The organism is Demequina gelatinilytica (genome assembly GCF_000971115.1).
GTDB classification, from domain to species: Bacteria; Actinomycetota; Actinomycetes; order Actinomycetales; family Demequinaceae; genus Demequina; species Demequina gelatinilytica.
On the sequence record NZ_BBLV01000009.1, the window covers coordinates 100098 to 113985 of the forward strand.

Sequence of the window (13888 nt, forward strand, 5' to 3'; positions counted from 1 at the left end):
GCGCCTAGTGCCCCGCCCCGAGGTGACCGGACATGCGGCCGTGGAACGCGCGCGAGGCCTCGTTGAGGCCCACGATCTCCACCGCGGTGCCGTGCGTCGCGTACTTGTGCTCGACGGCGTCGAGCGCCGCGACGGTCGAGGCGTCCCACACGTGCGAGTGCGTCATGTCGATGACCACGCGCTCGGGGTCGCCCGCGTAGTCGAACTGGCTGTAGAGGTCGTTCGAGCTCGCGAAGAACAGCTCGCCGGCCACCGTGTAACGGCGCACGCCGTCCTCGACCGGGCCGCCGGTGACCTCCGCGAGGTGGGCGACGCGGCGGGCGAACAGCACGCTCGCGAGCAGGACGCCCGCCACCACGCCGTAGGCGAGGTTGTGGGTCACCACCACCACGGCGACGGTGAGCAGCATCACGGAGTTCTCGGACCGCGGCAGGCGCGTGAGCGTCGACGGGCGGATCGAGTGCCAGTCGAACGTGGCCCACGACACGAACAGCATGACGGCGACGAGCGCCGCCATGGGGATCACCGCGACCACGTCGCCGAGGACCAGGATGAGGATCAGCAGGAACACGCCCGCGGACAGCGTCGACAGGCGCGTGCGCGCGCCGCCGGCCTTGACGTTGATCATGGTCTGGCCGATCATCGCGCAGCCGCCCATGCCGCCGAACAGCCCGGTGATGACGTTGGCCGCGCCCTGGCCCCAGGCCTCGCGCGTCTTGTCGGAGTGGGTGTCGGTGACGTCGTCGACCAGCTTCGCGGTCATGAGCGACTCGAGCAGGCCCACGAGCGCGAGGCCGAGCGCGTAGGGGAGCACGATGCGCAGCGTGTCGAGCGTCCACGGCACGTCGGGCACGAACAGCCCGGGCAGCCCCTCCGGCAGCGCGCCCTCGTCGCCGACCGTCGGCACCGCGATGCCCGCCCACACGGTGACGATGGTGAGCACGATGATCGCGACCAGCGGCGCCGGGACGGCCTTGGTGAGGCGCGGCCACAGGAAGATGATCGCGAGGCCCACCGCGACGAGGGCGTACACGGTCCACGGCTTGTCCGTGAGGTGCGGCAGCTGCGCCATCGCGATGAGGATCGCGAGCGAGTTCACGAACCCGACCATGACCGACCGCGGGATGAACCGCATGAGCTTCGCGACGCCGAGGAGCCCGAGCGCGACCTGGATGAGGCCGCCGAGGACGACGGCGAGCACCAGGTAGTCGAGCCCGTGCTCCTTGGCGAGCGGCGCGACCACGAGCGCGACCGCCGCGGTGGCGGCGGAGATCATCGCGGGGCGGCCGCCCAGGAACGCGATCGACACGGCCATGGTGAAGGAGGCGAACAGGCCGACGCGGGGGTCGACGCCCGCGATGATCGAGAAGGAGATCGCCTCGGGGATGAGCGCGAGCGCGACCATGAGGCCGGACACGAGCTCGATGCGCAGCGTGCGCGGCTTGAGAGCGGCCCTCCAGGACGATGCGGCGGCGGCCTCGGGCACACCGGTGGCGGTGCGGGCGGGGGTGGGCATGGGGACTCCGTCCGGGCAGGCGGCGCGCGCGGCGGCGCCGCGTGCAAGGTAGGGGAGGCCGGCATCGGCCGCAGCCAGGGTACCCGGCGCCCCTCGCACGGCTCCGCCGCATCGATGTGCAGGTCCGCCGCACGGGGTGCGACGCGTCGGCGGCGAGCCGGGTCCCGCTGGGACCGGATCGACCGGTGGCGCCGTCGCCTGTGCGACGGAGCCGCGGGGCATGACGACGGCCCGGACCCCCTCGCGGGGATCCGGGCCGTCGAGGAGCCGCTTAGACGGTGACGGGCTCGACGCCGGTGCCGGGCTCGCCGGCCTCGACGGGCGCCTCGCCCGCGAGGTTCGCGCGGAGCTTCGCACCGAGGTCGGCGTCGACGTTGGTCCAGTACTGGATCGCACGCTCGCGGATCTCGTCGGACTTCACCGCGCCGACGTGGCCGGTGATCTGCTCGAGGATGTGCGCCTTGCCCGCGTCGTCGAAGACCTCGCGGTACATGGTGCCGGCCTGACCGAAGTCGTCGTCCTCGGCGTGCAGGGTCGCGGCGGCGCGGACCATCTCGCCGTCCGACTCCCAGTTGCCCGCGTCACCGGCGCGGGCGGCGTCGGCGTGCGCGCCGCCCTTGCTGTTCGGCGCGTAGACGGGCGTGTCGGGCGACGCGAACGAGTAGCGCATCGCGCCGTCCTTGGCGTACGAGTGACCGTTCGCGTCCGCGGCGTGCGGGGAGTTGACCGGCAGGTCGGCGTGGTTGGTGCCCACGCGGTACCGGTGCGCGTCCGCGTAGGAGAAGATGCGCGCCATCAGCATCTTGTCGGGCGAGGCGCCGATGCCGGGGACGAAGTTCGAGGGGGCGAAGGTCGCCTGCTCGATCTGCGCAAAGTAGTTCTCGGGGTTCTTGTTGAGCTCCATGACACCCACCGGGATGAGCGGGTAGTCGCCGTGCGGCCACACCTTGGTGAGGTCGAACGGGTTGAAGCGGTACGTCTTCGCGTCCTCGTAGGGCATGACCTGCACGTAGAGGTCCCAGCGCGGGAAGTCGCCGGCCTCGATGTGCTCGTAGAGGTCGCGGATGTGGTGGTCGCCGTCCGAGCCGGCGAGCTGGCCCGCCTCCTCGATGGTGAGGCCGTGCACGCCCTGCTGGCTCTTGAAGTGGTACTTCACCCAGAAGCGCTCGCCCTCGGCGTTGATCCACTGGTAGGTGTGCGAGCCGTAGCCCTGCATCTCGCGCCACGAGCGGGGGAGGCCGCGCTCGCCCATGAGCCACGTGACCTGGTGGGCCGACTCGGGCTGCAGGGTCCAGAAGTCCCACTGCATGTCGTTGTCGCGCAGGTGCGAGCCGGGGAGGCGCTTCTGCGAGCGGATGAAGTCGGGGAACTTGATGCCGTCGCGGATGAAGAACACCGGGGTGTTGTTGCCCACGAGGTCGTAGTTGCCCTCGGTCGTGTAGAACTTCAGCGCGAAGCCGCGCGGGTCGCGCCACGTGTCGGGCGAGCCGTGCTCGCCGGCCACCGAGGAGAAGCGCGCGAGCATCTCGGTCTGCACGCCGTCCTGGAACAGCGCCGCACGCGTGTACTTCGCGATCTCCGGGTTGGTGGTGGTGAACGTGCCGAACGCGCCGCCGCCCTTGGCGTGCACCACGCGCTCCGGGACACGCTCACGGTTGAACTGCGCGAGCTTCTCGACCAGGTAGTGGTCGGTCAGCGCGGTGACGCCGTTGTTGCCCACGGTCAGCGAGTGCTGGTCCGAGGCGACGGGGGCGCCGGCGTTGGTGGTCGTGAACTTCTCCGACATGGAGGTCCTCCTAGGAAGTGGTGACGTTCAGGTGGTGACGGGGACGGGGTCCGACGCGGTGGCGACCTCGGACTGGCACGACGTGCACAGGCCCCAGAAGGTGACCTCCGCCTCGCTGAGCACGAAGCCGTGGTCGTCGTTCGGGGTCAGGCACGGGGCATGACCGATCACGCAGTCCACATCGGTGATCGCGCCGCAGCGCGTGCACACGAGGTGATGGTGGTTGTCGCCCACCCGGAGCTCGTAGCGGGCCGGGTGGTCACCCGGCTCGATCGACCGGGTGAGCCCACAGCCCGTGAGGTCCCGCAGCACGTTGTAGACGGTCTGGAGGGACACGTCTGGCAACGTCTGCGCGACCTTGGCGTGGATCGCGTCGGCCGAGGCGTGCGGCAGGCCCCTGAGGGCCTCGATGACCGCACGTCGCGGCTCGGTGACGCGCAGACCTGCTCCGCGGAGCAGGTCGGTGGCGTCGCTGAGGTTCATGAGCATCAGCATAGAGCCTTTTTTTGAATGACTCAAATGAAAGTTTCCGCACCGCACCCACAGGTCGCCAACGAGCGCCGCGACGCCCGTGCTCCCATGCTGGAAGCGTGACCAAGTACCCCCAGGTGTGGATACCCCGGGGGATATCTTGTTGATCAGGATCGAGTACCCCGGGAGGTATGTCATGAAGCTGGTCGTCGTCGGCGGAGTCGCCGCAGGAGCATCCACCGCCGCACGGGCGCGGCGTCTCGACGAGTCCGCGGAGATCATCGTCTTCGAGCGCGGCCACCACGTCTCGTTCGCGAACTGCGGCCTGCCGTACCACGTGGGCGAGGTCATCTCCGATCGATCGCGCCTGCTCCTCCAGACTCCCGAGAGCCTGCGCGAGTCGCTCAACCTCGATGTGCGCATCGCCACCGAGATCGTCGCGATCGACCGCGAGGCCAAGACGGTGACCGCGCGGGAGGTCGACAGCGGGCGCGAGTACACCGAGTCCTACGACAAGCTCGCGCTGTGCATGGGCGCCGAGGCGGTCCGTCCGCCCCTTCCCGGCATCGACCACCCCGCCGTCGAGGTGCTCCGCCGCATCGGCGACATGGACCGCATCAAGACCCGTCTCGACCACGCGATCGCCGAGCAGAAGGCGGGACAGCGCGGCACCGTGACCGCCGTCGTGGTCGGCGCCGGCTACATCGGTCTCGAGATGGCCGAGAACCTCCACCACCGCGGCGTGCGCGTCGACGTGGTCGAGCTCTCCGACCAGATCCTGCCGCCCGTGGACGCCGAGATCGCCACGCCCGTCGAGCAGCACCTGCGCATGCGCGGCATCGGCCTCCACCTTTCGACCGCAGCCGCGGCCTTCCAACCGCTGTCCGACTCCGACGGCAGCGACCGCGTGAGCGTCGAGCTCAACTCCGGCACCGTGCTCAAGGCGGACCTGGTCATCCTCGCCGCGGGCGTCAAGCCCGCCGTGCAGCTGGTCAAGGACGCCGGGATCGAGCTGGGCGAGCGCGGCGGCATCAAGGTCGACACGCACATGCAGACCTCGGACCCGGACATCTACGCGGCGGGTGATGCGGTCGAGACCGCCCACCCGGTGCTTCCCGGCCAGTACCTCGCACCCCTCGCGGGCCCCGCGAACCGTCAGGCCCGCGTGGCCGCCGAGAACATCTGCGGCCGCGACACGGAGTACAAGAGCACCCAGGGCACCAGCATCGTCAAGGTCTTCGACATGACCGCGGGCGGCACGGGTGCGACCTCGCGTCAGCTCGACGCCGCAGGCGTCGAGTACCGCGTGGCCCACGTGCACCCGTCGGGCCACGCCGGCTACTACCCCGGCACCGCGATGATGCACATCAAGCTGCTGTTCTCCCCGACCGACGGCCGCGTGCTCGGCGCTCAGGCGTGCGGCTTCGACGGCGTCGACAAGCGCCTCGACCTCTTCGCCATGGCGGTCCGCTCGGGCCTCACGGTCTTCGACCTCGAGGAGCAGGAGCTCGCCTACGCGCCGCCGTTCGGCTCCGCGAAGGATCCCGTCAACATGGCCGGCTTCGTCGCCGCCAACACCATCCGCGGCGACTTCACGCTCTGGTACGCGCAGGAGTGGCCGCTCGCCGACGGCGCGCGCCTCGTGGACGTGCGCACCCCCGAGGAGTACGGCATCCATCACCTGCCCGGCGCCGAGTCGGTGCCGCTGGCCACGTTCCGCGAGGCCATCAAGGGCTGGGAGGACAAGGACCAGCCGATCCGCCTCTACTGCGCGGTCGGGTTCCGTTCGTACCTGGCCCACCGGATCCTGGTGCAGAACGGCTTCACGGACGTCGCCACCCTGTCCGGCGGCTCCACGACGTTCGGGCATGTCCACGACGACCCGGCCGACCAGTACACGGCGCAGCCTCCGATGGAGAACTACGCGGAGAAGGTCTCGGTCGCCTCGGCGGTGGCCGCCGCGACCGGCCAGATGACCGAGCTCGACTGCACGGGCCTCGCGTGCCCCGGCCCGATCATGCGCCTCGCCGACGCGATGAAGAAGGCCAACGCCGGCGACGAGGTCCGCGTGACGGTCTCCGACCCGGGCTTCGCGCTCGACGGACCCGCGTGGGCCTCGAAGAACGGCCACACGCTCGTATCTCTCGACCCCAAGGGGCCCGGCTTCGTGGGCACCTTCCGCAAGGGCGGCGTGGCCCCGGTCGCGAGCGGGCAGGCGATCGGCGGCAGGAGCAAGACCTCGATGGTGGTCTTCAGCGGCGACCTGGACAAGGTGCTCGCGGCGTTCATCATCGCCAACGGCGCGGTCGCCATGGGCGACGAGGTCTCGATGTTCTTCACGTTCTGGGGCCTCAACGCCCTGCGCAAGGCCGAGCCGCCCAAGCGTGAGAAGAAGATGATGGACAAGATGTTCGGCGCCATGATGCCTCGCGGCGCGGAGAAGCTCACGCTGTCGCAGATGCACATGGCGGGAGCCGGCACCGCCATGATCAAGAACGTCATGAAGCAGAACGACGTGCCGTCGCTGCCCGAGCTCATCAGGTCGGCGCAGGACGGCGGCGCCCGCCTGCTGGGCTGCACGATGACCATGGACCTGCTGGGCATGGCTCAGTCGGACCTGCTCGACGGCGTCGAGCTCGCCGGTGTCGCGACCTTCCTGGGCGAGGCCAACGAGAGCGGCACCACGCTCTTCATCTAGGCCGGCACCAAGCCGACACGCCGCATCGTCCCCTCGAGGGGCGGTGCGGCGTCGTCATGTCACCCGGTGGTGGCGGCGGGATGCGTCGCGGGGTTCTCGAGCTGCTGAGGCTGGCCGATCCCGAAGATGCTCACGTAGCCGACCGCGCACCCGATCGCGACGAAGGATGCGAGCGTGGTGACGATGCCGACCGCCATCCCGGACCCGCTGCCGCGGCGCACCCCGATCACCAGGGAGGCGATCGCGAGGCCCGCGGCCACGACCGCCACGATGATGCCGGCCAAGGGCGCCCAGAACAGCACCAGCGCGATGATCGCCGCCACGATCGCCCCGACGCCCAGCCAGAAGCCCGCACCCGTCACGTGATCCTCCGTCCACGTCCTGTTCGGAATCTAACAAGCGCGGCGCGCATCCGCGCGGGCGGGCTACGCCCGGGCGACGCTCAGCGTGGTCGGATCCGGGAACCACACGCGGGCGGATCCGCCCTCGGAGGTGGGCACGATGAAGGCGTCGCCGTCGCGGGCCACACCACCGAGCGCGTCGTAGTAGTCGGCGAGCTGCGGCTCGGAGAGGAAGGTCCCCACCTCCCAGCGCGCGTCGGTCTCGGCGGTCGCGAGCGCGGTCGTCGGATCGGCGACGGGCGGGAAGGGGATCGTGAACGAGGTGCCCTGCCCGTCGGTCACGGTGAGCGTGTCCGAGCTGAGGATGTAGACGTCGTCGCCCTCGGCGGCGTCGTCGAGCCCGGTCCGAGCGACGCGATACCTCAACCCGTCGACGACCACGGTCCAGTCGTCCTCGACGATCCCACCCGGATAGGCCTGGAGGAGCTCCTCGACCAGCCGCTCCGATCCGTCGCCGTAGCGGAAGACGTACGTGGAGCCGTCGAAGGAGAGGCGCTCGTTGCGGATCTCCGCGGAGAACCCGACGCCCGACCCGTCGAGCGTGCTCGACTGCAGCAGCGGCTGCGTGTCGCGCGCGGCGATCGCCTCCCCCACAGAGGTGGCCGTGATCCCGAGTGCGGCGGCGACGACGATGCCCACGCCGATCCCGAGCGCGCGGTGGCGGCGCGCCTCGACCGCGCGCATCACCGCGACGCCGACGAGCGCCGCGACGACCACCGTGCCCGCGTATGCCCAACCCTCCACGATGCCCCCTCGCTCCGCGTGATGATCGGAATCTAGCAGCGGCGACACTCATCGACCGCGGCGGCGCGAACATCTCGCAGAACCGGCCAAGAGCCGCCCGGGGACGCCCGAGGGGCCGGTCGCGTGCGCGACCGGCCCCTCGGGTACAGCGTTGCCTACTCCGCGGCGGGAGCCTCCGGCGCCTCGGCCTCGGGAGCAGCGCCGGACTCCGCCTCGACCGCGCCCTCCTCGGCCTCCTCGCCCTCGAGCGGCTCGTCGCCCTCGAGGTTGCGCTCGACGTTGCGGGCGATGCCGATGATGCGGTCGCCCTTGCCGGGCTTCGCGAAGATCACGCCCATCGAGTTCTTGCCCTTGACCGGGACCTCGGAGACGGCCGAGCGGACCACCTTGCCGGACTCCATGATCACGAGCACCTCGTCGGTGTCCTCGACCAGCAGCGCGCCGACCAGGTCGCCGCGCTCCTCGGTGAGGGTCGCGACCTTCACGCCCAGGCCGCCGCGGTGCTTGGCGCTCCAGGCGGAGGCACCGGTGCGCTTGGCGTAGCCGTGGCGGGTCACCACGAACGAGTACGGACCCTCGCCCGCCTGGACCTCGTCCTCCGACGCCTCCTCGGCCTCGGCATCGTCCGTCGCGACGGCGGTGCCGGCGAGGATGACATCCATGGCGAGCAGCTCGTCATCGCCGCGGAAGCTCATGCCCTTGACGCCCGAGGTCGCGCGGCCCATCGGGCGCAGCTCCTCGTCCTTGGCGTTGAAGCGCAGGGACTGGCCCAGACGCGACACCAGCATGAGGTCGTCCTCGGCGGATGCAAGCCGCGCGGAGACCAGCTCGTCGGACTTGAGCTCGCCGTCCTCGGACTCGACCTCGCGCAGGTTGATCGCGATGAGGCCGCCCGTGCGGTTCGAGTCGTAGGCCTTCAGCTCGGTCTTCTTCACCAGGCCGCGCTTGGTCGCGAGGACCAGGTAGTCCGCGTCCTCGTAGCTGCGCAGGTCGAGCACCTGGGCGATCTCCTCGCCCGGCTGGAACGCCAGCATGTTCGCGACGTGCTGGCCCTTGGAATCGCGGCCGCCCTCGGGAAGCTCGTACGCCTTGGCGCGGTAGACGCGACCCAGGTTGGTGAAGAACAGCAGCCAGTGGTGCGTGGTGGTGACGAAGAAGTGCTCGACCACGTCGTCGTTCCGCAGCGTCGCGCCGCGGACGCCCTTGCCGCCCCGCTTCTGCGCACGGTACTGGTCCGAGCGCGTGCGCTTGACGTAGCCGCCGCGGGTGATGGTGACCACCATCTCCTCCTCGGCGATGAGGTCCTCGATCGAGACGTCGCCCTCGAAGGGGTGGATCACCGTGCGGCGGTCGTCGCCGTACTTGCGGACCACCTCGGCGAGCTCCTCCGAGATGATGGTGCGCTGACGCTGCTCGTTGGCGAGGATGTCGCGCAGGTCCGTGATCTCGACCATGAGCGCGTTGTAGTCGTCCGTGATCTTCTGGCGCTCCAGCGCCGCGAGGCGACGCAGCTGGAGGTTGAGGATCGCGGTCGCCTGGACCTCGTCGACGTCGAGCAGCTCCATGAGGCCCACGCGAGCCTCGTCCGCCGAGGGGGAGCGGCGGATGAGCGCGATGACCTCGTCGAGCGCGTCGAGCGCCTTGAGGTATCCCTGCAAGATGTGCGCCTCGCGCTCCGCCTCGCGGAGGCGGTACGCGGTGCGGCGCTGGATGACCTCGAGCTGGTGCGTGGTCCAGTGGCGGATGAAGCCGTCGAGCGACAGGGTGCGGGGCACGCCGTCGACGATGGCGAGCATGTTGGCGCCGAACGTCTCCTGCAGCTGCGTGTGCTTGTAGAGGTTGTTGAGCACCACCTTGGCCACGGCGTCGCGCTTGAGCACGATCTCGAGGCGCTGGCCCGTGCGGCCCGACGTCTGGTCGCGGATGTCCGCGATGCCGGAGACCTTGCCGTCCTTGACCAGCTCCGCGATCTTGATCGCGAGGTTGTCGGGGTTGACCTGGTACGGCAGCTCGGTGATCACCAGGCACATGCGGCCCTGGATCTCCTCGATGTTCACCACCGCGCGCATCGTGATGAGCCCGCGGCCCGTGCGGTACGCGTCCTCGATGCCCTTGCGGCCCAGGATGGTCGCGCCGGTGGGGAAGTCGGGGCCCGGGATACGGCGGATGAGCTCCTCGAGCAGCTCCTCGCGGCTCGCGTCCGGGTGGTCGAGGTGCCACTGCACGCCGTCCGCGAGCTCGCGGAGGTTGTGCGGCGGGATGTTGGTCGCCATACCGACCGCGATGCCGGCGGAGCCGTTCGCGAGCAGGTTGGGGAAGCGCGCCGGCAGGATGGTGGGCTCCTGCTCGCGGCCGTCGTAGTTGTCCTCGAACTCGACGGTGTCCTTGTCGATGTCGCGGACCATCTCCATGGCCAGCGGCGCCATCTTGCACTCGGTGTATCGCGAGGCGGCGGCGCCGTCGTTGCCCGCCGAGCCGAAGTTGCCCTGGCCGGCGATCAGCGGGTACCGCAGCGACCACGGCTGCACCATGCGGACGATCGCGTCGTAGATGGCGCTGTCACCATGCGGGTGGTACTTGCCCATGACGTCGCCGACCACGCGCGAGCACTTGGAGAACGCGCGATCGGGGCGGTAGCCGCCGTCGAACATCGCGTAGAGCACGCGACGATGCACGGGCTTGAGGCCGTCACGGACGTCCGGGAGGGCGCGGCCGACGATGACCGACATCGCATAGTCCAGGTAGGACCGCTGCATCTCGGTGTTGAGGTCGACGGCCTCGATCTTCCCGTGGTCGAACTCGGGGGTCTCAGATGTCAAGGAACCTCACGTCCTTCGCGTTGCGCTGGATGAAGCTGCGGCGGGACTCGACGTCCTCTCCCATGAGCACGGAGAAGATCTCGTCCGCGGCGGCAGCATCGTCCATGGTGACCTGGAGCAGGGTGCGGGTCGCGGGGTCCATGGTGGTGACCCGCAGCTCCTCGTGGTTCATCTCGCCCAGACCCTTGTAGCGCTGCACCCCGTTGTCCTTGGGGATGCGCTTGCCGTTGGCGAGGCCGTCCTTGAGCACGGCGTCGCGCTCACGGTCGGAGTAGACGTACTCGTGGTCCGCGTTGGTCCACTTGATCTTGAACAGCGGCGGCTGGGCGAGGTAGACGTAGCCGGCCTCGATCAGCGGGCGCATGTAGCGGAACAGCAGCGTGAGCAGCAGCGTGCGGATGTGCTGGCCGTCGACATCGGCATCGGCCATCAGCACGATCTTGTGATAGCGCGCTTTGTCGATGTCGAAGTCCTCGCCCATGCCCGCACCGAACGCGGTGATGAGGCCCTGGACCTCCTGGTTCGACAGGGCGCGGTCGAGGCGCACGCGCTCGACGTTGAGGATCTTGCCGCGGATGGGCATGATCGCCTGGTTGTAGGGCTCACGGCCGGCCTTGGCGGAGCCGCCGGCCGAGTCGCCCTCGACGATGAAGATCTCGCACTCGGCGGGCTTGCGGCTCTGGCAGTCCGAGAGCTTGCCGGGCATGCCGCCCGACTCCAGGAGGCCCTTGCGGCGGGTCGCCTCGCGCGCCTTGCGGGCGGCGATGCGGGCCTGCGAGGCCTGGATCGCCTTGCGGATGATGTCCTTCGCCTCGTTGGGGTGGGCGTCGAACCAGTCCGTGAGCTGCTCGTTCACCACGCGCTGCACGAAGGTCTTGGCCTCGGTGTTGCCCAGCTTGGTCTTGGTCTGGCCCTCGAACTGAGGCTCCCCCAGCTTGACCGAGATGACGGCGGTGAGGCCCTCGCGGACGTCGTCGCCCGTGAGGTTGTCGTCCTTGTCCTTGAGGATCGCCTTCTCGCGTGCGTACTTGTTCACCAGGGTGGTCAGCGCGGCGCGGAAGCCCTCCTCGTGGGTGCCGCCCTCGGTGGTCGAGATGGTGTTCGCGTACGTGAACACGCCCTCGGAGTAGGCGGACGTCCACTGCATGGCCATCTCGAGGGAGATCTTCTTCTCGGTGTCCTCGGACTCGAGCGAGATGACCTCGGGGTGGACCAGCTCGGCCTTCTTGGCGGCGTTGAGGTGCGCCACGTAGTCGACCAGCCCGCCGTCGTACTTGTACGTCACCGTGCGGGACGTCGGCTGCTCCTCGGCCTCCGCATCGTCCTCGGCCGCGATGTGCTCGGGGCGCTCGTCGGTGAGCGTGATGCTGAGGCCCTTGTTGAGGAAGGCCATCTGCTGGAAGCGGGCGCGCAGGGTCTCGTAGTCGTACTCGGTGGTCTCGAAGATCAGCGGGTCGGCCCAGAACGTCTGCTGCGTGCCGGTCTCCTCGGTGGCCTCGCCCTGGACGAGCGTGCCCTGGGGCTTGCCTCCCTCGGCGAAGGACTGGCGCCAGACGTGACCCTGACGCTTGACCTCGGTCTCGACCTTGTAGGAGAGGGCGTTCACCACGGAGATGCCGACGCCGTGGAGGCCACCGGAGACCGCGTAGCCGCCACCGCCGAACTTGCCGCCCGCGTGGAGGATCGTCATGACGACCTCGACGGTGGGCTTGCCCTCGGTCGGGTGCATGTCGACCGGGATGCCACGCCCGTTGTCGGTCACCTTGACGCCGCCGTCGGCCTGGAGCGTCACCGTGATGGTGTCGCAGTAGCCGGCCAGGGCCTCGTCGACGGAGTTGTCGACGACCTCGTAGACCAGGTGGTGGAGACCTCGCTCGCCCGTGGACCCGATGTACATGCCGGGACGCTTGCGGACGGCCTCGAGGCCCTCCAGGACGGTGATGTTCTCGGCGCCGTAGGCAGGCTCGCTCGCCCGCTCTTCGCTATTCGCCACAGATTCGCCTTTCACGCCGTCGACGGGACTTGGTACAAGTCCCGTCGTATCTCCAGCCATTCTAGTGGCTCTGAGGGGCGAATTCGCGCGTTTCAGGGGCGATTGGGGGGAACTCGACGCCCCGCCGAAACAGGGATCCGAGGTGAGGCGCCCTCCCTGCGGCCCTCAGGCGGCCGCGCAGGGAGGGCCGTCCCCTGGCCCTCCGGCACTCGGATGGGGCGCATGCGGGAGAGGAGTCCCGCGCGCCCCATCCGTCGCACCGGCAGGTGTCGGCACCCTCATGGGCGCTTCCGACACATAGTGCAATTAACACGGTAGGCCACTCTTCGACGATGTCGTCAGACCTCGGTCCCACGAACGGGCCCGGCTTCCGTGGCCGCCCGGGAAGCACGAAGGCGCGCCGCCGCGGGGATCACCCGCGGCGGCACGCCTTCCGAGGGAGCGCCTCGGGCGAGGCTGCTCCGCGCGTCCTACAGACCGGTCTCGAAGTAGATCGCGTCCGAGCCGAAGAGGGTCTCGACGGTCATGAGGTTCGGCAGCACGCCCTCGGGCAGGCTCACGGTCGAGTAGAAGCTCATCTCGGTGCCCTCGGTGCCCTCGAGCTCGATGGTGCTGCGGTACTTGTCGCCGATCTGGTCGTAGTCGGCCATCTCGAACGTGTCGTCGACGGTCATGCCGTCCGCCATCCAGCCGATCATGGGGAAGGTCACCCAGTTGGAGGTCGGGCCCTCGTCGATCGCGGTGGGGGTCGCGGTGCCGGTCACCACGGCGACCTGGCCCTCGCCGTCGTAGGTGTCGATGAGCGTGACCTCGTCGAAGGTGATCGCCCAGGCGTCCCCACCCTGCTCGACGTTCCACACGGTGCCGTCGCCGATGGCAGCCGGGGCCTCGAACGAGCCGACGACGGGCTCGTCTGCGGGCGCGTCCTCGGTCTCCGCATCGGTGGCGTCGGCATCCTCCGCGTCGGTGGCGGACTCGGCGCTGATCTCACCGCCGAGCTCGTCGAAGGCCTCGTCGACCGCGTCGACGCCCGCGCTGGTGGACATGAATCCGAAGATGATCGAGAGCAGGGAGAGGACCGTGGCGATGATCGCCATGACCTTGCCGGCCGCCTTGCCACGGAGCGCCTTCACCGTCGCGATGAGACCGAAGATCAGGCCGATGAGACCGATGAGGATCGAGCCGATCGACAGGAACGGGATCCACGAGCCGACGATCGCGACGATGCCGAGCACCAGCGCGGTGACCGCGAATCCCTTCTTGAGCGGCGCAGCGGGCGCGGGCGCCGCAGGGGTGGTGGTCGTCTGGTCGGTCATGTTGCTTCTCCTTGGCGCGCTGGCACGCCTGTTGTGGTGCATGGGGCACACCGGGTCTTGCACGCGAGCCGCGGCGCCCGACCTCGGCCGGGCGCGCACGCCTCGAGGGCAATTTTCGACACCTGATGCTGATATGTGTGCGCC

General features: G+C 69.5%; 9 protein-coding genes. 1 reads left to right on the forward strand and 8 read right to left on the reverse strand.

Annotation, left to right across the window (positions count from 1 at the left end; genetic code table 11):
* Positions 1 to 4: 4 nt before the first annotated feature.
* From AOM00_RS09265 to AOM00_RS09275, 3 genes are all read right to left on the reverse strand, one after another.
* Positions 5 to 1516: a SulP family inorganic anion transporter gene (locus tag AOM00_RS09265; RefSeq protein WP_062517529.1), complete on the reverse strand. Its 1512-nt coding sequence runs from the start codon at positions 1514 to 1516 to the stop codon at positions 5 to 7.
* A gap of 271 nt (positions 1517 to 1787) precedes the next feature.
* The gene (locus AOM00_RS09270) at positions 1788 to 3302 is read right to left on the reverse strand and encodes a catalase (RefSeq protein ID WP_062517530.1); all 1515 of its coding nucleotides are present in this window, start codon (positions 3300 to 3302) and stop codon (positions 1788 to 1790) included.
* A gap of 27 nt (positions 3303 to 3329) precedes the next feature.
* On the reverse strand, positions 3330 to 3785 hold the full coding sequence (locus tag AOM00_RS09275) for a Fur family transcriptional regulator (protein WP_062517575.1): 456 nt from the start codon (positions 3783 to 3785) through the stop codon (positions 3330 to 3332).
* A gap of 184 nt (positions 3786 to 3969) precedes the next feature.
* On the opposite strand from AOM00_RS09275, the gene AOM00_RS09280 reads away from it, so the two are divergent.
* The gene (locus tag AOM00_RS09280) at positions 3970 to 6471 is read left to right on the forward strand and encodes an FAD-dependent oxidoreductase (RefSeq protein ID WP_062517531.1); all 2502 of its coding nucleotides are present in this window, start codon (positions 3970 to 3972) and stop codon (positions 6469 to 6471) included.
* A gap of 59 nt (positions 6472 to 6530) precedes the next feature.
* Here the strand turns inward: AOM00_RS09280 and AOM00_RS09285 are convergent, their stop codons facing one another.
* From AOM00_RS09285 to AOM00_RS09305, 5 genes are all read right to left on the reverse strand, one after another.
* Positions 6531 to 6833 carry a hypothetical protein gene (locus AOM00_RS09285; protein ID WP_062517532.1) on the reverse strand — a complete coding sequence of 101 codons (303 nt, stop codon included), beginning with the start codon at positions 6831 to 6833 and terminating at the stop codon, positions 6531 to 6533.
* 63 nt (positions 6834 to 6896) lie between these two features.
* Complete coding sequence (locus AOM00_RS09290; RefSeq protein ID WP_062517533.1) at positions 6897 to 7616, reverse strand: hypothetical protein; 720 nt, start codon at positions 7614 to 7616, stop codon at positions 6897 to 6899.
* A 155-nt stretch (positions 7617 to 7771) separates the two neighbouring features.
* Positions 7772 to 10372, reverse strand: coding sequence for a DNA gyrase subunit A (gene gyrA / locus AOM00_RS09295; protein WP_082096867.1), 2601 nt, complete (start codon positions 10370 to 10372; stop codon positions 7772 to 7774).
* A gap of 52 nt (positions 10373 to 10424) precedes the next feature.
* Positions 10425 to 12488, reverse strand: coding sequence for a DNA topoisomerase (ATP-hydrolyzing) subunit B (gene gyrB, locus AOM00_RS09300; protein WP_082096854.1), 2064 nt, complete (start codon positions 12486 to 12488; stop codon positions 10425 to 10427).
* Positions 12489 to 12898: 410 nt separating this feature from the next.
* Positions 12899 to 13744, reverse strand: a complete 846-nt coding sequence (locus AOM00_RS09305) for a DUF4190 domain-containing protein (protein WP_062517536.1) — start codon at positions 13742 to 13744, stop codon at positions 12899 to 12901.
* Between the last annotated feature and the right edge of the window lie 144 nt (positions 13745 to 13888).